Below are 18,003 nucleotides of genomic sequence, written 5' to 3'. Positions count from 1 at the left end.
GCCATCGCGCGATTCAGGCAAACGGCCCGTCCCAATAGCGCTGGTACATGCCGAGTTTTTTCTTCCAGCGAGGGGGTAAATGCCGCTCCTGCTGACCGAGCTTGTAGGCCCCCAGTTTGACCGCATTGCGCAGCAGCGAACCCGGCCAACTGAACACGCGTCGCGGCCCTAAAAACCGCAGTTCGGATTTCACGTAGCGCAGCCCTTCACCCCCGGCTCCGCCAAACGCTTGCCTGATCCAGGGCTCGCGGGCCTGAAAAACCCCGATGTCGAAGTAGCGGCGAAACTCCTCCTTGAGCGAGTAATTGTGGGAGTGCCGACAGCACGCCTGGCCCTCGTACGCGACTTTCCAGCCCGCCAGCAGCATTTTGGCGGCAACGTACATGTCTTCCGAGAGGATCACGTGGTTGGGAAACCCACCCACTGCGAGCAAGGCTTCACGCCGGTAGGCGGAAAACGAGTTGGACATGAACGCGGTCTTGATCCCCAGCTGCGGCGCATCGGCAAGGCTTTTGAGCTGCGAGTGGGGCGGGTAGTTGAACTGCCGCGCGTGTTGCGCCAGTGGCACGGCGTCCAGGTGGGGTAACTGTCGCCCGCACACTGCGCCCACCGTCGGGTCGCTGAACGGGCGAACGATGGCGGCCAGCGCGTCAGGGTCCTCCAGATAGGCATCCTGGGTCAGGAACACGCACACCGCGTAATCCGGGTGGCGCTCGACCATCATCTGCCGCGTGCCACCGTGGTTGAAGTCCTTGCTGTCGATGCGCAGCACGTTCGGGCAGCGTGCCTGCGCCCGTTCGAAGGTGCCGTCGCGGGAGCTGGAGTCGACGATGAAAGTGTCGAACGCGATACGCTGGCGCGCCAGCGAGTCGAGCAGGCGCTCCAGCTCCTGACGACCGTTGTAAGTCGGGATGATGCAGGCAATGGTGAGCGGCTCAGTCATGAGGCCTCCGGGTTGTCAGTGCGCCACGGGCGTAACCACAGCGCCAGGGCCAGCATCAGTAACGCGCCGAACGCCGTGCTCAGGCCCAATTGCAGCCAGATGGACTGCAACGGGTGCAACAGCCCGGCCGACAGCAGCATCATGCCCAGCCCGAGCAACCAATGGCTGCGCCATGGCACGTCAGCCAGCAGGTGTTGACGGCGTATCAGCAGCAGGCCGGTGAGCACCACGCCCCCCACCGCCGCCAGTGCGATCCCGATGAGGCCGAAAAACCAGGGCAACACGGCCAGCAGGATCGCGTTGAAGAGGCTGCCGATCAACTCGCAGGTCAGCGGCAGGCGCGTATCACCGGCCGCGTAGGCATAACGGGCGAGCAGAGCGTTCCATGCGCCGAACATCAAAGGCACCGAAAACCACGCCAGCAACTCGGGCAAGGGGCTGTCGGCCGCTTGATTGGGCAGCAGCAGGTGCACCAGCGCGCCGGCCGCGCCAATCAGTCCGGCCACGGCGGGCACGGTCAACAAGGTGGCGCTGGCCAGCCCCTTGCGCAGCAGGCCCAGGCGTTGCTCGCCCGAGCTGCCGCTCATCAGGCCCAGTAACACCTGGTTGAGACTCATGAGTGCAATCAGCGGCAGGTTGATCAGCTTGCGCGCCAGGTTGATCCACGTGACCGAACCTTCGCCCAGCAGCGATGCGACCATCCGCTCCAGCAAGGCCAGCCCCTGACTGGCCAGGTTACTGCTCAACAAGGGGCCGATGCGTTGCAGCAGTTCGCGACTGGCACCGGGCGCGGCCTGCATCTGCCAGGGTTTCCAGCCGTCGCGGTACAGCGGCAGGAGCATCACCGACGGCATCAGCACACTGCCCAGTACGCAGGCGCTGGCCAGCCCCTCGGCGGTGGACTGGTGCTTGAAGAAGGCCAGATAGATCACCGGCGGCAGGTTGAACAGCAGCGATCCGAGCCCGGCCAGCACGAACCGCGAACGGGCTTGCAAGGGCACGCAAAACAAGCCGTGCAGCACAAAGCCCGGCGCGCACCACGCCAAAATGCGCAAACTGTGGCTGGCCAGTTCATAGCCCTGATTGTCGAGGCCGGGGCCGATCAAGCGCACCCACAGCAGCGAACCCACCCCCAGAATCCCGCTCAGCAGCAGGCCGCACAGCAACAAACGCGGGGCCAACGCGCCGAGCCAGGCACGTTGCTCCAGCGCCGTGCGTTGTTGGTACAGCGGCAAGGCGGCGGCACTCAACAAGCCGGCGGCCAGCGCCATGCGCAACGCTTCGGGCAGAAACATGGCCACCAGAAAACCGTCACTGCGCCCGCCCGCGCCCCATGCGGCCACCAACAACCACTCGCGGGCGAACCCCGCCGCGAGTCCGGTGAGGGTTGCCAGGGTCAGCCACAGGGTCGATCCGAACATGGCCCGGCCCTAGTGAAACAACGTGAACAGGCCTTTGCCGCCCACTTTGTAGTTCAGGTTGCGGCAGCGTTCGCCTTTGATGGTGGCATCGGGGCCACCGACGATGGCGTAGGGTGGCACCGGTTTGGACACCACGCAGTTGCCACCCACCACGGCGCCTTCTCCGATGTCGGCACCGAAGGAGAGCAGGGCGCGGCTAGCAATCCAGGCATAGTCGCGAATGTAGACCGGGCCGCCAATGGCCCAGAACTCGGGCGCTTGCACGTCATGCCCGCCCGCAATAATCAGCACGTGCGAGGCGATGGTCACATGGTTGCCAATAATCAGTCCGCCCCGTGCGTCCAGTTGGCAATGCCAGCCCACGGTGCTGTCGTCGCCGATGCGCAAGCTGTCCACGCCGAGGATTTCCGTGTTGCGCCAGACCGTCGAACCTTTGCCGATTTTCGCCCCACCCGCGCGTAGCCACAGCAGGCGCACGGTATGGCTGGGGATTTTGCAAATCAGAATGTTGTAGGCCAGCTCCCACCCGCGCAGCAGGCGGTCGCGCAAGGTCGGCCAGTTTTTGCCGTACAGCGGGATCAGCGCGCCTTTGAGTTCGCGGCCCAGCAACGCATAAAACCGTCGGGCCAGCGGCGGTTCGATGCGTGGCTCGATGTTCAGGTAGCTGATGAAGCACAACGTGTCGCCTTTGAGTGGCTGTTCGAAGCACACGTCATTGGCCAGCATCCAGTCGTAGGCGTTGGTCAGATCTTCAAGGCTGACCCCCATTTTTTCGGCGTACTCGGGCAAGGCCTGACGCAGGTTGCGCGAGTGAAAGAGACGGTGCTTCATGGGCGAACTCCTGAAAAAGGCGCCGGGGCATTGTGTGTGAGGCGCCGGGCTTCATGCAGGCTCAAGCCGAGCATCAGCCAGAACAAGGCGATCAACACCTGAGTGAAGCTGAAATAGTGATCGAACAGGCCGCTGACCAGCGCAGCCAGCAGGCCGACGGTGGTGCCGAACCAGATTGAAGTGTCGGCCGTCAGGGCGATGGGCGTGTGCCGCGGGCGCACGCTGCGCCACCAACTGGCGATCACCGCGATGAACAGCAACATACCGGGCAGGCCGAGCTTGTACATAAAGTTCAGGAACAGGTTGGAAATACCCAGCAAACCCGTGCCTGCCAGCCCGGCCTCCACCTTGAAGCCGATGCCCAGCGGAAAGGCGGCGATGGCGTTGGGAAATGCCCGGTATTCATCCAGGCGCACACTGGTGCTGCCGGTGTCGGCCGTGGAGAAAATGGCGGCCAGGCGTTCTTGCAACGGCGGGTACACCAGCAACAGCACCACCACCGCTGCGACCCCGGCCAGCAGCATGCGCCCGGTGTAGGGGACGCGTTGGCTGGCGCACCAGATCAGCACCACCATCATGCTGATCAACGCCCCGCGCGAGCCGGTCATGGCCAGCGCAAGCACCCCCAGCAGGCCGACACTGACCCCCAGCAGCCTGTGCCAGCCACGCCGGGTAAACCCGAAGCACAGGGCCAACGGCACCAACAAGGCCATGGCGCCGCCCGTCACGTTGGGGTGCATCCACGGCGAACTCATGCGCGTGGTAAAGGACTGCAAGCGGTCGTCGAGCATGCTCACCCCGCCATAGCCCAAGTGGCCGAGGATCGAGGTAATGCCGCTGGCAGAACGGTCCCGCAGGTACACCGGGATCGATAGTAGCAACAGCAATAACGTGCCGAGCAGCAATGCGATCACCATCTGCTCGCGGGCTTTGGGTGTCTCCAGCAGCCGTGGCACCAAAAACAGCACCGACAGGTTCAGCAGCCAGCGCACCCAATTGACCGGCCCGTTGCCTTCAGCGCTGACCATCCACTGGCCGACCAGAAACGGCAAGGCACTGAACAGCATCAACACCAAGACCCAGCGTTCGGTGCGCAGCAGTGTGGGGGCGGGAGGCAGGTTATTGAGCAGCTTTTGCACCAGCACGCTGCCCCACACCAGCAGGATCAGCAGCTCCGACACCGTGGTGCGAAAGCCGATATTGACCGTGGTGTAGGGTAAAAACGTCGCGAGCACGCCAAACAGCAGCAGCCCCCACAGCGGATGGCGCAGCACCGTCACCACCCCCGCGATGCCGACCATCAACACGATCACGCTGAGCGGCGGCAGCACCCAGGCCATCAGCCCGAACAGCAGGCTGAATATCAACGCCAGCGGAAGCGCCAAAGGCATTAGCGAAGCTCCTCCAGCAGCGCATAAAGACGCTCGCGGTAAGCCTCGTCCGCGTAACGGCCGGCCCAGGCTTTCATCTGCTGCGGGTCTTCCGGGGCCTGACTGGCCAGGCTCACCATCAACCCGGTGAGGGCCTGGGTGTCAGTGGGGGAGAAGCGAGGGCTCTGCGCCGGGGTGATCTCATCCAGTGCCGAGCCGCTGGCCACGGCCACCGAGGTGCCGACACTCAACGCTTCAATTACCGGCAGGCCGAACCCTTCGGCATAAGAGGGCTGCCACAGGCGTTCGGCGTGTTGGTACACCGCGTGCAGTTGGGCGTCGGTCAGGTCGCTTAAAAAATGCAGGCCGGCTAATGACTGCAAGGGCTCAGGCAGGTGTTCCCGAGCGCCGACCAGCACCAGCTCCGGCACCTGTTGCGAGCGCTGACGCGCTGCCTGCCAGGCCTCCACCAGCCAGGGAATGTTCTTGCGCGGCTCGCGGGTGCCGACTGCCAGCCAATAGCGCGCAGGCAGGTTGAGTTCGCTGATATCGGCCGGTTCACCGACAAAGCCGCTGACCAGATTGGGCAGCACCCGCACTTTGTCTTTGGCGCCGGGGAAGCGCTTGACCACTTCATCCGCGGTGTATTGCGAGGGCGTCCAGATGCGGTCCGCAACCTTGATCGAATGCCCGATCGAGAGTTGGTCGCTGGTGCGGTAGACCTTCTCTTTGAGACGAGAGCCGTGGTGGTTGATGTGGGTCAGCTGGAACAAATCGTGCAGTTGCAGCACATAGCGCATGCCGTGGGGTTTGGCGCCCAGGGGCAAGCCCATGTTGAAGTTGCAGATGTGAATTTCAATCCCGGCTTCGCGCAGGGCGCCCGGTAGGAAGCCGCCTTCAAAACGTAACCGGCCGGGCAGCCGGTGCACGCTTTGCAGCGGCGCCCCCCAGCGCGGGCAATGCACGCGGCGGCGCAGCGGGTGATCTTCTGGGGCGACGCCGAACAACTGCAATTGCACCTCGGGGTGTGCGCGCAACGCCGCTTCCAGCGCCAGCGCCTGACGCCCAATGCCACTGTTGCCATAGCCCGCGGCGGGGCGGTAATCCAGACCTATGCGCATACGCTGACTTCTTCTTTTAAGGAGGGAAGACGGGTGTAAACCTGTTCCAGCTGGGCCGCGGCCACCGCCCAATCATGCTCGGCCCTGACGTAAGCGCGTCCGGCCTCGCCAATACGTTGCAGCAGGGCGGGATCGCTCAGTGCCGTATTCAACAGTTGGGCCAATTCTTGCGGGTGTTCGCTGCCCAGATAGTGCTCGCCGTTGATGACCTTCAACCCCGAGCTGCCTTGCCCGGTGGTCACCACCGGCAAACCGGCGGCCATGGCTTCGAGCACTTTGAGCTTGGAGCCGCCGCCCTGGCGTAACGGGGCAAAAAAGACGGCGGCCTGCCGCTGTAAATCGCGCAAGTCCGGGACAAAGCCTTGCCATTCAATGCGCGGGTCGGTCCAGCGCTGACGCCAGCGGTCAGGCAGGCCAAAGCCGCAAACGGCAAAACGCACGTGCGGGTTGAGCGCCCACAGTTGCGGCAGGATGCTGTCCAGCGCCCATTCCACGGCATCGACGTTGGGGTGGTATTCGTAATTGCCGACAAACAGCAGGCGCTGGCTGTGCAGGTTCGGTTGCACCTGGGCGTAATGCCCGCTGTCGACACCATTGACCACCACCGACACCGGCGTGCGGGTCAGTTGGCGCATCACCTGTGCGTCCTGTTCGGTGACCGCGATCAGTTCTTTGGCCAGCCCGAACACGCGTTTTTCCCAGCGCCGGTAGCGCCACTGGTCATAGGAGGTAAACGGCTTGAGCCAGCCCGGCAAACGGTCGTAGCTGGCGGCCCCGAGGGCGGATTCGACATTGTGTTCGGTGAGAATAAAGTCGCGTCCGGCGGCCGCCAGCGCACGTTCGAACGGCTGAAAACTGTAGCTGTGTTCGATTTGGATGACGTCCCACGGCTCTTGCAACAGTTGCCCCACTTGCTGTTCCAGCGGGGCCGTCACGCCGTTGATGCCGGCCAGCATCGGGTAGGGCGCCAAGGCCACGGCCAGCAGGGTTTTAAAGCTGCGTAAGGGACGACGCCTGAGCACGATCAAGCGCTCGAGAAACGGCTCAAGGGCCGCGCGGGTGGCGGCGTCGAGGGCGGTTTTAGATTGCACCAGCAAGGTGATCCGGTGCCCGCGCGCGGCCAGGCTGCGCAGCAAATGGTATTGGCGTGTCTTGCCGCCACTGGTGGTTGGCCAGGGAAGATAGGGCAGGGTCCAGAGTATTTTCATGGCGTCCATACCAACAGTTGCAAACTGGATGTGAGCGGCACGCTGATCGCCGTCGCGTCGCTCAACGGGGTTTCAGTGCCCGTGTGCGGGTTGTACAGGGTGGCCCGGGTCACGCCCGGCAACTGCACCTGATCGCCGCTGGCGCTCCAGAACATCCACAGGCGTTTGCCGTCGTCCCGGGTCCAGCCAATGCTGTACAGGTCGTTGGGCGCGCCCTCGACTTGCGGCGCGTCGGCCGGGTCCAGACGCGGGCCGGTGACCTTGAAGAAGTTCTGCAACGCCTCATACACGGGCTTTGGATTGCCTTGCAGGTCCAGCAAGCCGTAGTACTGGTCACGCGGGCTGGCGCGGCTGTCGAGGTCGCTGAGGTTGAACAAAAAGATCCGCTGAAAATCCATCGCGCTCATCAGCGCCAGCCGCCGCAAGGTGTAATCGGACTGGCCATCGACCCCGATCAGCAGTTGCATTTCTTGCGGGCCGTTGTAGCTCGACCAGCCCCATTCCGTGGCCCACACCTGGGCAATGCCTTTAGCGTGCAAGGCGCTGTTGAGGAAGTTGGCGCGGGTCAGGAAGTCATTGTCGGCGGGGGTATCGCCCTCCGGGTACTGCGAATAGGGGTGGTAGGCCGTGATCAGGTTTTGCTGGGCCAAGCCTTGTTCGAGCATTTTTTCCAGCATCAGGCCCGCTTGCTTAGGCATCTGGCTGTAATACGCCATCCCGGCGGTGGCGACTTTTTGCTCGGGCCGCACGTCGCGGATCGCCTTGGCGGTGGTGGTCAGCAGGCGGTAATACTCGGCCGGGTCAGCCTGGGGCAGCCACATGATGTTGGGCTCGTTCCAGACTTGCCAGACGTTCACGTTCGGGTAGCGTTGCGCCAGCATCAGCATGCGCCGGGCAAACACGGAAAAATCCCTCGGCGGGTAGAGGTCGGTGGTGGGCTCGCCGGGGGGCACGCTGCTGGCGAACGGCGCTGAGCCGACCAGGTAGGCCAAGGTGTTGAACTGGTGAGCGCGGATGGCTTGCATCACGCTATCCAGCGGCGCCAGTTGCAGCTGGTTTTCTTCGGGTTCGATCATCGCCCAGTGGATCGTCAGGCGCACCCAGTCCAGCCCCAGCTCATCGAGGCGCTGCATCTGTTTTTCATACACCGGCTGCGGGAAGTACTGAAACTGCGCGTTGACCCCCAAAAAGTCTTTCCATTCCACCGGGCGTGGCCCACGCAAGGTCGTGCCCTGGGCTTCAACGGGCGGGCTCCATGGCAACAGGCTGGCCCCGATCACGGCGATCAGCAGCGCGGGCAGCCAGAACACAGGTTTACGCCACATGGGTGCGTCCCCAGCAGGCGGATTTGAACATCTGGTGAAAACGCTCGGCGGTTTCGCTCCAGACGCGTTCTTGGCCAATCTGTTGGGCGTGCTCGGCCCAGCGTACCGCCATCAACGGGTCGGCACATAAATGGCCCAGCTCGGCGGCCAGCGCGGCGACGTTGCCTTGGGGGTAAATCACCCCGTTGCCGTGGTCGACTTCCTCGGCAAATGAACGGGCGTCCGAGGTAATCACCCCGCGCCCGCAGGCCGCGGCCCATGACAGCGCCCCGCTGGTGCCGCGCAATTGGCCCAACAGCTTGAGTTTGCTTGACTCACGGTAGGGCAGGACCATCACGTGATGGTCCTGAATGACCGTCGCAATGTCGCTGGCTGGCAGGTCGAGGCGCCAGGCGATACTGTTTTCCAGGCCCAATTGCTCGATGCGCTGGCGCAACAGGTGCAGGTAACTGCCGCCCGACTCGAAGGCCATTTCGGGTTCACTGCCCCCGGCCAGGGTCAGGGTCAGTTGTTGCTTGAGTTCGGGCTTGTGCATGAAGGTCATGGCCAGGGCTTCGAGCAAATCCTCAATGCCCTTGCCGCGATAAATAAAGCCGAAATACAACAGCTTCAGCGGGTTGAGATCAGGCAGTGGCGCAGGCGGGATCAGCAAGTTGCCATGGGCAATGACCACCATTTGCTCGTTGCGCAGGCCCATGCGCTGTTTCAGGCAGTCGCTGCCCGACTGCGTGAGGGTGACCAGGCGCGTCAGGCTGCGGCCCAGTTGCCGTTCTTCATACAGACACAACGGGTCGGCCAGTACGGTGGCCATTTGCGGCAGCGGTGACGGCAGGCGGCTGGCCAGTGATAACGGCCATGGCAGCCGGGCGCGACGCCAGACCAGACGCTCCGGGTCATGCACGGTGGCCGTCAGCGGCAGTGTGGGGAAGCGTTCGCGCAAGGCACGCAGGGCGTGGAACTCTGCCAGGCGCCCGCCACCCAGCTCGGCATGTACCAGATCGATGCCGCGCCAGTCAGTGCTGGCCACCCGTTGCAGGGCGCGTTCGGGGTCGTTGCCGATCCCGGCCAGCGGCGTGCTCACTTCAACGCCTTGACTCAACAGGGCGGCCTTGAGGTGCCCTGCGTAGTCGGCAATACCGTTTTGTTCGGGCGCCAAAGGCGCCAGCAGGGCGATGTGCATCAGGCTTTACCCCGTATCCGCGCCAGAAAGTTCAACACCTTTTCCGGGATGTCGAAACGACGGCGGTTGATGATGATGCCGTCCACGCGCTTGAACGCGGTGTTCAAGGTGTTGAGGGCGGTTTGCAGGATCGGCACGGTGGTTTTTTCGGCCTCCACGATCAGGCAGATCAAGTCGGCCTGGCGCAGAATCACGAAGGCTTCCTGATTGGAGAAGAACCCCGACGCGTTGAGCAGCAGGATTTCCCCCGGCGCCGCAGGGCCGGTGCCTTCGACGCGCACCTGATGGCCGCGCTCTTGCAGCAACTGGCGCAGGTGCTCAATCACAAAGCTCACGCCTTCGCCCCGGCGCGCCGAGGTCAGGCCGATGCTGAGCCCGCGCTCGGCCACTTGCTCCAGCGGCAGCACGCCATACAGCCGGTACATGCTGGCGGTGAAGGCGCTGCGGCGCTGGGGCTGGTTGTCGCTGAGGTCTTGCAGGCTGGTCCAGACCTTGACCCCGAAGCGCTCTTCGATGTGGTCGCCGTCGTGAATGCGTTGATCCAGCAAGTAGAAGAAATACAGCGCCAGCAGGCCGACCGCGAGGCTGATCGGGAGGGCCAGAAACAGCATCAACAGGCTCTTGGGAAAGACACGGTTGGGGTTGAGCGTGGCTTGTTCGATCACGGCGATGTTGCTGATGCGGCTCTTGTCCAGTTCACGGTCAATGCGTGCTTTTTCAGTGCTGTCGCTGTAGAGCGCGAAACTTTTTTCGGCGGCGGCCAGCTCGCGTTGCAAGCGCGACAGCTCAGGCTCAAGCGCCAGCGCTTCGCGGCGGTCCTGTTCCAGTTTTTCAAGCTGCACTTTTTGCTGGGCCGCCTGGGTTTTAAGGCGGCTCAGGCTGGCCTGCTGATCGGCGAAGCTGTTTTGCAAGCGCGTAAAGACCGGGTTGGGGGCGAGGTTTTCACTGCGTTGCACCACCGCTTTTTCTTTGTTGAGCAGTGCTTGCAGGTTGGCGATGGCCGCGTCCAGCGCTTTGACCGGCGGGGCGGTCTCCTTGAAGGTGCGGGTCATTTCCTGGCGTTCGATCAGCTTGGCGTTGATGCGTTGGGCCAAGTCCTGGCGGTCCGGGTTAATGCTGATTTGGCGGCCGATGCTGATCTCTTTTTTCATGCTGTCGAGCTGCGCCTGAATCGTCTCCAGGCCGCTTTGGGTGGAGGCCACGGCGCGGGTGGTGTTGAGGTGTTCGCCCTTGAGGTTATTAAGGTTGCGGGCGATGTCGCTCAGGCGTTCATCGATGCTGACGGCGCCCAGCTGGTTAAGGATTTTTTCGATCTGGCGCTGGTAATCGAGAATGCGTGCCTGGGTGGCGGCCGCTTCGGTTTCGTAGAAGCCGTAGAGGCTCTTGCGGCCCATGGTCGAGGTGCGTTCCTGCTCGTATTGGTCGATCCACGATTTCACCACCTGCTGGGCGACCTTGGGGTCATTCCAGGTAAAGCTGACCTCCATGACCGACGAGCCGGGGGCGTGGGTGACGCTGAAATTTTTGCTCAACTGGTCAGCCAGACGCTCGACCGGGGTTTGCTTTTCCACCAGCCCGAGCATTTGCAGAAAACCGCGACCGATGTCGACCAGCCCTTGCACAGTGGCTTTCAGGGCGTTTTTGATCGTCGCCATGGGGCCGGTGGGCTGTGGCTGCCGTGAGAGGTCATCGAGGTACTTTTCGGCCACCTTGCGCACGATCGGGCGGCCAGTAAGGATGCGTTCTTCGTCGATGATCGGGTCGCGCATGGCGCTGGGGATGACCACCGCCTGGCGGTCGGCAATTTCGATCGGCAGGGTGCTGGTGTCGCGGCCGGGTTTGACCAGCAGTAAAGCCGTGGACTCAAAGCGGTTGGGCAACAGGAACGCGCCGAGCACGATGATGATGAAGGTCACCAGCACGGTGATTTTGACTTCGCGTTTGAAGATGAAGAACAGGCGCAACACATCGCGGAAGGAACGGATATTGATCATGTCTGCAGTCCTTTGGCGATTAGTTATTGTCGTTTTTACGCAGTTCGTAGGACGCCCCGATGCCAATTGACTTGGTGAACGGAATCAATTGGTTGAGGTAAAGGTCGACCCACTCGATGCCATTGCCCACTGACGACTTGGGCACAAACACAACGTCGCCGCGCTGCAGCAAAACCGGTGCCTGCATGCTGTTGCCCCGCGCGATGGAGTTTTTGTAATCGAAGAAATACGTGTTGTAGCGTCCGTCGTCTTCCTGACGCAGCAGTGCCACGTTGTTGCTGTCGCCCACGGGCAGCACGCCCCCGGCGCCGACGATGGCCTGTTCCAGGGTGGTGGCGATGTTGACTTGTAGGGTGGCCGGGTTTTGCACCGCGCCGCCCACGTACACGGTGTTGCTCGGGGTTTGCGAGAAGTTGATGGTCAGCGACGGGTCTTGATAGACGTGGGTCAGCTTCTTCTCCAGCACGGCCGTCAGTTGGTCGGGGGTCAAGCCCGCTGCCTTGACGCTGCCGATGTAGGGGTAAGAAAACGTGCCGTCGGTGCGCACGTTGAACAGTGTCAGTTCGTAGATCGAATTGGCAGTGAATGCCGAGATCGACGGCGCTTCACCGGTGTTGCGCACAATGCGCAAGGTGTCGCCTGCCCGGATGCGTTCAAGGGGTAAGGGTTTTCCGGCCAGGGCTTGCCCGGCGCGGTGGCCTTCGCGCAGGACGTCATCGTCCGGCAGTGTCACTTTGGACGGCAAGCCGCACGCACTCAACAACACGGCACTCAACAGCAACAGGATTTTTTTCATTGTTCGCGCTTCCTGGCATGCATGGTCACAGCTCCCTTGCGGGTGTTGGGCAAATGGAAAACCTGAGTCAGTTTTTGCTGGCGTCGACCGGCACACGTCCGTAGATGTCAGTAAAACGCACGATGTCGTCTTCCCCCAGGTATTCGCCGCTCTGCACTTCGATCATCACCAGGTCAACCACCCCGGGGTTGACCAGACGGTGGGTCTTGCCGGGTTTGATGAAGGTGGACTCGTTGGTGTCGAGCAGAAATTCATCGTCGCCATTGGTGACCTTGGCCATGCCGCTGACCACGATCCAGTGTTCGCTGCGGTGGTGGTGCATTTGCAGGGACAACGTGCCCTGCGGCTTGACCACGATGCGTTTGATTTTGAAGCGGCGGCCTTCTTCGAGCACGGTGTAGGTGCCCCACGGCCGGGTGACGGTGCGGTGCAAGCGATAAGCGTCATGGCCCTGGCGCTTGAGGGTCTGGGCGATGTATTTCACGTCCTGGCTGCGCTTGGCGTCAGCGATCAGCAGGGCGTCCGGGGTGTCAATGATGATCAGGTCATTGAGCCCGACCCCGCCCACCAGACGCTTGGGCGAATCGATGTAGCAGTTGTGTACGTCATGCAGCACGTTTTCGCCGTTGCACTGATTGCCATTGGCGTCAGCCGGGCTGAGTTCGCGCACCGCTTCCCACGAGCCGATGTCACTCCAGCCCAAATTGCAGGGCACCACGGCGACCTTTTTCGAGCGCTCCATCAACGCGTAATCGATGGAAATGTCCGGGGCCAGGGCGAAGGTGGTGCTGTCCAGTTCGAGGTGGATTTCCTGTTTGCCCTGAAACACCTGGCTGTGTTCCAGGCAATGGCTGACCGCCGTCAGTACGTCGGGGGCGTAGGCCTTGAACTCACGCAGCACACTGTCGACGCGCATGCAGAACATGCCGCCATTCCACAGGTGCAAACCGCCGTCCAGATACTGCTGCGCGGTGGCGGCATCGGGTTTCTCCACGAAGCGGGCCACTTCATAGGCTTCGCTGCTCAGCGCAGGGCCTTTTTCGATGTAGCCGAAGCCGGTTTCTGCCTTGGTTGGCACGATGCCAAACGTTACCAGCCAGCCTTCATCGGCCAATTGGCGAGCATTGTCGACGGCCTTGGCGAACGCCTCGATGTCTTTAATCAGGTGGTCGGCAGGCAGTACCAGCAATTGCGCGTCTTCGCCATAGCGCTGTGCCACGTGCAGGGTTGCGGCGGCAATGGCGGGGGCAGTGTTGCGGCCAAAGGGTTCGAGGATGAAGTCCAATTCGACGCCCCCTTTGTTCAGTTGCCGGTAGTCGTCGAGGGTGCGAAAAAACACCTCGCGGTTGGTCACGGTCAGCAGTTGGCCCACATCGCGCAAGCCAGTGGCGCGCCGGAAGGTCTTTTGCAGCAGGCTTTCACCGTCCGGCAGGCGCATAAACGGCTTGGGCATGGCCTCCCGTGAAACAGGCCACAGTCGTGTGCCAGCACCGCCGGCGATAATGCACGGAATGAGTGTGCTCATTCAAAACGCCTCTTTTGTCAGGATGACCACCGGAACCGTGCGGAACAAAATGTACAGGTCGAACCAGACCGACCAGTTTTCGATGTATTCGAGGTCGAACTCGACACGTTTTTCGATTTTTTCCAAGGTGTCGGTTTCGCCGCGATACCCGTTGATCTGCGCCCAGCCGGTGATGCCGGGCTTGACCCGATGGCGCGCGGTGTATTCCTGCACCGCTTCTTCGAACAAAATGCCGGCGGCCTTGGTGGCCGTGGCGTGCGGGCGCGGACCCACCATCGACATGCTGCCGGCGAAGACGTTGAACAGCTGCGGGAGTTCATCAAGGCTGGTTTTGCGGATAAAACGCCCGACCCGGGTCACTCGCGGGTCGCCCCGGGTGGTTTGTTTGTCGGCGGTGAAGTCTGACTGGTTCTGGTACATCGAGCGAAACTTGAACACTTCGATCAACCGGTTGTTGTAGCCATAACGCTTTTGCCGGAACAGCACCGGGCCCGGCGAATCGAGTTTGATCGCCAGCGCCACCAGCAGCATGACCGGCGACAGCAGGATCAGTGCGACGCTCGACAGCACCATGTCTTCAATGCGCTTGAACACCGGCGACCAACCGCGCAAGGGCACTTCAGAGGCGTTGAACATCGGCAGGTTGGCCACTTCGCTGATGCGGTTGTGGGCATGCCGAAAGGCGATCATGTCCGGCACCAGCAGTACGTTCACCGGGAACTTGCGCAGGTTGCGGATGATGTAATCCAGACGGTTTTCAGCCGACCAGGGCAGCGCCACCAGAATCTGCGTGACGCGCTCTTCGCGGATCATTTTTTCCAGGTCCTGAGTGTTGCCGAGCACCGGCAGGTGGGCCACGGTGTCGGGCAGGCGGGCCATGCGGTCATCGATAAAACCGATCACCCCGCTGCGGATGTCCTGATGCTGGGCCAGGTATTCGGCCAGGCGCACGCCGTTTTCGGTGGCACCCAAAATGACCGCCTGTTGCAAGAAGATCCCGCGGCTCATCAGGCGTTTGAACAGGGTCAGCAAAATCATCCGCTCGACCCCGAACAGCAGCAGGCTGCCGAGGTACCACACCAGTAATTCGGCGTTGCTGATGTAGTTGAACAGGTCCAGCGCGCGGTGCATGAACAACAGCAGGCAAAACGCCGCCGACCAGGCGAACAAGGTGAGTTGCAGGCGCCAGCGGTTGCTGAAGATGTTTTCGGCGTAGACCCCCAGCGCCTGGAAAAACAGCACGCTCACCACCCCGAAAAATATCAGCACGGCGAAATAGCTTTTGGTGGTTTCCGGGTGCTGCTCACGCAAATAAAACAGCAGTAACAGGCCGGGCAGGATGGCGGTGAGGCCGTGCACCACGCGAATGGCGAACAAGAAGTACTCGACCATGCTCGGGCGGGTGAGGGACAAGCTGTCAACGGGCTGCAAGCGCATAAGGATCCCTTCTTAATCGCGCCCCCTGTCGACGGCGCGGACTGCAAAGCAATGCCATTCATCCATGCTGCTTTACGTCAGATAGCCAGCAGACGCTGAATCTGCGGTGGTTTTTGATCACTCTTTACTTGGTGTTTTGCGTCTGATCAGCAGTGTAGACGCGATTGTTTTTTGTGTGACAACAAAGCTGAAACCCTTGTATTTCGGCGTTTGGCAGGCGTCAGGCGGGGCTTTATCAGCGAATGAACAGTAGTAAAGAACATGAAACAGATTGTCGCGAATACAAATTTTTGATCCGTTTTTTCAATCGTGTTTTGAACCGTGTAGACCGGGCCGATGCGCTTTTAAAAAAACAACAGGCCGTTTTCATCTGGCTGTTGTCCAACCCACCAGACTCACTGTTTGAGGGACGATGAATGAGCGCAGCAAAGGCCTTTTTAATCTTGCATGGCAAGCAGGCACTCAACGAAGACGTGCGGGCTGCTGTTGAACACCAGCGGGCGCAAGGCTGGGAGCTGGCGGTGCGGCTGACCTGGGAAGCGGGGGATGCGCAGCGTCTGGTGCACGAAGCGCTCGACGCGGGGTATACCCACCTGATTGCCGGAGGGGGAGACGGCACCCTGCGCGATATTGCCGAGGCGATGGCCAAAGCGGATGCGCAGGCGAGCCTGGTGCTGCTGCCCTTGGGCACTGCCAACGATTTTGCGCGGGCTGCCGGCGTACCGCTGGAGCCACTGCACGCGCTGGCACTGCTGGATGCCCCGACCCGGCGCATTGACCTGGGCGATGCTGACGGCGAACTGTTCTTGAACATGGCCACGGGCGGCTTTGGCAGTCAGGTGACGGCCAATACGTCCGAGGACTTGAAAAAGGTGCTGGGCGGGGCGGCTTATCTGTTTACCGGCCTGTCACGCTTCAGTGAGTTGCACGCGGCCTACGCTGAATTGCAAGGCCCCGATTTTCACTGGAAAGGCGATCTGTTGGCGCTGGGCATTGGGAATGGTCGTCAGGCCGGGGGCGGCCATGAGTTGTGCCCCTCGGCGGTGGCCGATGATGGCTTGCTGGACATCAGCATCTTGCCTGCACCGCAGGAAGTGGTCGGCACCCTCAAGGGCCTGATGGAAGGGGGCTGGGGCATGGACAACCTGTTTGTCCGGGCACGCCTGCCATGGGTGAAAATCACGTCGGCGCAAGGGCTGTCGATTAACCTCGACGGCGAGCCGATGGCGCAGGAAGCGAGCCGGTTCTCAGTGCGTCAGGGCGCTTTGCAGGTGCATTTGCCCGACGATTCGCCGCTGGTCAGTCATCAAGGCTGATGATTTGCTCGCGTACGGCAAACAGCACCAGCCCGGCCACGTCATGGATCTGCAAACGCTTCATGACCTGGGCGCGGTGGGTTTCGACGGTTTTGATGCTCAGGCCGAGGCCGCAGGCAATTTCGCGGGTGGACTTGCCGCGCACGATCAGGCGCAGGATCTCCAGTTGACGCTCTGTCAGGTTGTGCTGCCGGGCCTGGGTCGCGCACGGGTCAGGGCCGCGGTTGAGCGCCTGATTGATCACGGTATGGGCAATGGCCGGGCTCAGGTAGCGCTCATTGTTGCGCAGCGCGCCCAGCGCCTGTTCGAGTTCCACGGCACTGGTGTCCTTGAGCAGGTAACCGTGGGCGCCGCTTTCCAGGGTTTGCATGATCAGGTGCGGGTCGGTGTGCATCGACAGGATCAGCACGCTGCTGTGTGGCAGAACCGCCTTGAGTTGACGCAGGGCTTCGAGGCCGCCGGTATGGCGCATCGACAAGTCCAGCAGAATGATGTCCGGCTGAAGTCGCTCGGCGGCCTCCACCAGTTGCCCGCCATCCTCGACTTCGCCAATCACCGCGTAGCCCGGCAAGTCGTTGACCAGCGCCTTGACCCCGGCGCGAATCAACAGGTGGTCATCCACCAGCAGCAGATTGCAGGTCATGAGGTTGGGCCCAGCTGTGCCCGTTGCCGCGTGCGCCGGGGCCAGGGCAATAACACGTCAATGTGGGCGCCCGCGCCGGGTTCGCTGATCACGCGCAGGGTGCCACCGAGTTGCGCGACCCGTTCCAGCATCCCGGCCATGCCGCGTTGCCCGGCCGCTGCGGGGTTGCTGGCGGGGACAAAGCCGACGCCATCATCGCGCACGCTCAACTGCAGGCCGTCAGCCTGGCGCCGCAGTTGCACCAGCAGGTTGCTGGCCCTGGCATGGCGCAGCACATTGGTGACGGACTCCTGGGTGACGCGAAAGATGACCACCGCCATCTCCTCCTGAATATCGCTCAAACGCGGGTGGCACTCGAAGGTCCAGCCCAGCGAAGCGTTTTCGAGGGTCTTGATCAAATGTGCCCGCAGGCTGACTTCGATACCGAGACTGGCAATCTGGCGTGGATTGAACGCCGCGGACACATCGCGCACCTTGGCCAGGGTTTCTTCCAGCAACGTGCACAGGCTCAGGCAGTGCGCTTGCAAGTCGTCGGGAACCCGGCGTTGCAGCCAGCGGGTTTGCAGGGTGGCGGCGGTCAGCAATTGGCCAATGTCGTCATGCAGTTCGCGGCTCAAGTGCTGGCGTTCGTTTTCCTGCACTTCGATCATGCGGGCCGCCAGTTCTTTGGGTTGCAGCTGGATGGCGTGGCGCGAGTCCCGCAGCAGCCACCCGACGCTGGCCAGGGCGGTCAGGTCGAGCAGCATCAACGGGGTGGGCAATGCGTCGCAGGTCCAGTAGACGATGAGGCTTGAAAGTGCAGAGCAAAGACAAAGCGCTGCCGTCAGCCGGCGAGCGGTTTTACCCGTTGGGCACAAAGGCTTGAATGACTTGAGACTGGCGTGCATAGCGTG

15 protein-coding genes are annotated in these 18,003 nt (G+C 62.1%); 1 reads left to right on the top strand and 14 read right to left on the bottom strand.

The window, feature by feature from the left end; translation table 11 throughout:
* Positions 1 to 13: 13 nt before the first annotated feature.
* The 12 genes from TU74_RS14650 to TU74_RS14595 form a co-directional block, all read right to left on the bottom strand.
* Positions 14 to 943 carry a glycosyltransferase family 2 protein gene (locus TU74_RS14650; RefSeq protein WP_048376930.1) on the bottom strand — a complete coding sequence of 310 codons (930 nt, stop codon included), beginning with the start codon at positions 941 to 943 and terminating at the stop codon, positions 14 to 16.
* The gene (locus tag TU74_RS14645) at positions 940 to 2,364 is read right to left on the bottom strand and encodes a lipid II flippase MurJ (RefSeq protein WP_048376929.1); all 1,425 of its coding nucleotides are present in this window, start codon (positions 2,362 to 2,364) and stop codon (positions 940 to 942) included. Before TU74_RS14645 ends, TU74_RS14650 begins: the two co-directional genes overlap by 4 nt.
* Positions 2,365 to 2,373: 9 nt before the next feature.
* A complete protein-coding gene (locus tag TU74_RS14640; RefSeq protein WP_048376928.1) occupies positions 2,374 to 3,195 on the bottom strand; it encodes an acyltransferase in 822 nt (273 codons plus the stop codon).
* Positions 3,192 to 4,586, bottom strand: a complete 1,395-nt coding sequence (locus tag TU74_RS14635; protein ID WP_048376927.1) for an O-antigen ligase family protein — start codon at positions 4,584 to 4,586, stop codon at positions 3,192 to 3,194. The genes TU74_RS14640 and TU74_RS14635 overlap by 4 nt, the downstream gene beginning before the upstream one ends.
* Complete coding sequence (locus TU74_RS14630) at positions 4,586 to 5,686, bottom strand: glycosyltransferase family 4 protein (RefSeq protein WP_048376926.1); 1,101 nt, start codon at positions 5,684 to 5,686, stop codon at positions 4,586 to 4,588. The genes TU74_RS14635 and TU74_RS14630 overlap by 1 nt, the downstream gene beginning before the upstream one ends.
* Positions 5,677 to 6,894 carry a glycosyltransferase family 4 protein gene (locus TU74_RS14625; protein WP_048376948.1) on the bottom strand — a complete coding sequence of 406 codons (1,218 nt, stop codon included), beginning with the start codon at positions 6,892 to 6,894 and terminating at the stop codon, positions 5,677 to 5,679. Before TU74_RS14625 ends, TU74_RS14630 begins: the two co-directional genes overlap by 10 nt.
* Complete coding sequence (locus TU74_RS14620) at positions 6,891 to 8,219, bottom strand: cellulase family glycosylhydrolase (protein WP_048376925.1); 1,329 nt, start codon at positions 8,217 to 8,219, stop codon at positions 6,891 to 6,893. Before TU74_RS14620 ends, TU74_RS14625 begins: the two co-directional genes overlap by 4 nt.
* Positions 8,209 to 9,399, bottom strand: a complete 1,191-nt coding sequence (locus TU74_RS14615; RefSeq protein WP_048376924.1) for a glycosyltransferase — start codon at positions 9,397 to 9,399, stop codon at positions 8,209 to 8,211. The genes TU74_RS14620 and TU74_RS14615 overlap by 11 nt, the downstream gene beginning before the upstream one ends.
* Positions 9,399 to 11,393 (bottom strand): GumC family protein, encoded by a 1,995-nt coding sequence (locus TU74_RS14610; protein ID WP_048376923.1) that lies wholly within the window; start codon positions 11,391 to 11,393, stop codon positions 9,399 to 9,401. Before TU74_RS14610 ends, TU74_RS14615 begins: the two co-directional genes overlap by 1 nt.
* A gap of 19 nt (positions 11,394 to 11,412) precedes the next feature.
* On the bottom strand, positions 11,413 to 12,189 hold the full coding sequence (locus TU74_RS14605; protein WP_047274001.1) for a polysaccharide biosynthesis/export family protein: 777 nt from the start codon (positions 12,187 to 12,189) through the stop codon (positions 11,413 to 11,415).
* Between the two features lie 67 nt (positions 12,190 to 12,256).
* Positions 12,257 to 13,714 carry a mannose-1-phosphate guanylyltransferase/mannose-6-phosphate isomerase gene (locus TU74_RS14600; RefSeq protein ID WP_048376922.1) on the bottom strand — a complete coding sequence of 486 codons (1,458 nt, stop codon included), beginning with the start codon at positions 13,712 to 13,714 and terminating at the stop codon, positions 12,257 to 12,259.
* Positions 13,715 to 15,151 (bottom strand): undecaprenyl-phosphate glucose phosphotransferase, encoded by a 1,437-nt coding sequence (locus TU74_RS14595; protein WP_048376921.1) that lies wholly within the window; start codon positions 15,149 to 15,151, stop codon positions 13,715 to 13,717.
* Positions 15,152 to 15,567: 416 nt separating this feature from the next.
* On the opposite strand from TU74_RS14595, the gene yegS reads away from it, so the two are divergent.
* Positions 15,568 to 16,467 (top strand): lipid kinase YegS, encoded by a 900-nt coding sequence (gene yegS / locus TU74_RS14590; protein WP_047274007.1) that lies wholly within the window; start codon positions 15,568 to 15,570, stop codon positions 16,465 to 16,467.
* On the opposite strand, the gene TU74_RS14585 is transcribed toward yegS, so the two are convergent.
* On the bottom strand, positions 16,451 to 17,110 hold the full coding sequence (locus tag TU74_RS14585) for a response regulator (RefSeq protein WP_047274009.1): 660 nt from the start codon (positions 17,108 to 17,110) through the stop codon (positions 16,451 to 16,453). The two genes, yegS and TU74_RS14585, sit on opposite strands and share 17 nt — an antisense overlap.
* Positions 17,107 to 17,997 (bottom strand): sensor histidine kinase, encoded by an 891-nt coding sequence (locus TU74_RS14580; protein ID WP_048376920.1) that lies wholly within the window; start codon positions 17,995 to 17,997, stop codon positions 17,107 to 17,109. The genes TU74_RS14585 and TU74_RS14580 overlap by 4 nt, the downstream gene beginning before the upstream one ends.
* Between the last annotated feature and the right edge of the window lie 6 nt (positions 17,998 to 18,003).

This window comes from Pseudomonas lundensis (assembly GCF_001042985.1).
Classification (GTDB): Bacteria; Pseudomonadota; Gammaproteobacteria; order Pseudomonadales; family Pseudomonadaceae; genus Aquipseudomonas; species Aquipseudomonas lundensis.
This window is presented reverse-complemented; position numbering and strand designations above follow the sequence as displayed.

Bases quoted from the DNA above. Each gene is read 5' to 3' on its own strand.
- TU74_RS14645 (WP_048376929.1), bottom strand. From the start codon at position 2,364: ATGTTCGGATCGACCCTGTGGCTGACCCTGGCAACCCTCACCGGACTC.
- TU74_RS14585 (WP_047274009.1), bottom strand. From the start codon at position 17,110: ATGACCTGCAATCTGCTGCTGGTGGATGACCACCTGTTGATTCGCGCC.
- yegS (WP_047274007.1), top strand. From the start codon at position 15,568: ATGAGCGCAGCAAAGGCCTTTTTAATCTTGCATGGCAAGCAGGCACTC.
- TU74_RS14625 (WP_048376948.1), bottom strand. From the start codon at position 6,894: ATGAAAATACTCTGGACCCTGCCCTATCTTCCCTGGCCAACCACCAGT.
- TU74_RS14605 (WP_047274001.1), bottom strand. From the start codon at position 12,189: ATGAAAAAAATCCTGTTGCTGTTGAGTGCCGTGTTGTTGAGTGCGTGC.
- TU74_RS14610 (WP_048376923.1), bottom strand. From the start codon at position 11,393: ATGATCAATATCCGTTCCTTCCGCGATGTGTTGCGCCTGTTCTTCATC.
- TU74_RS14640 (WP_048376928.1), bottom strand. From the start codon at position 3,195: ATGAAGCACCGTCTCTTTCACTCGCGCAACCTGCGTCAGGCCTTGCCC.
- TU74_RS14635 (WP_048376927.1), bottom strand. From the start codon at position 4,586: ATGCCTTTGGCGCTTCCGCTGGCGTTGATATTCAGCCTGCTGTTCGGG.
- TU74_RS14630 (WP_048376926.1), bottom strand. From the start codon at position 5,686: ATGCGCATAGGTCTGGATTACCGCCCCGCCGCGGGCTATGGCAACAGT.
- TU74_RS14580 (WP_048376920.1), bottom strand. From the start codon at position 17,997: ATGCACGCCAGTCTCAAGTCATTCAAGCCTTTGTGCCCAACGGGTAAA.
- TU74_RS14650 (WP_048376930.1), bottom strand. From the start codon at position 943: ATGACTGAGCCGCTCACCATTGCCTGCATCATCCCGACTTACAACGGT.
- TU74_RS14600 (WP_048376922.1), bottom strand. From the start codon at position 13,714: ATGAGCACACTCATTCCGTGCATTATCGCCGGCGGTGCTGGCACACGA.
- TU74_RS14595 (WP_048376921.1), bottom strand. From the start codon at position 15,151: ATGCGCTTGCAGCCCGTTGACAGCTTGTCCCTCACCCGCCCGAGCATG.
- TU74_RS14620 (WP_048376925.1), bottom strand. From the start codon at position 8,219: ATGTGGCGTAAACCTGTGTTCTGGCTGCCCGCGCTGCTGATCGCCGTG.
- TU74_RS14615 (WP_048376924.1), bottom strand. From the start codon at position 9,399: ATGCACATCGCCCTGCTGGCGCCTTTGGCGCCCGAACAAAACGGTATT.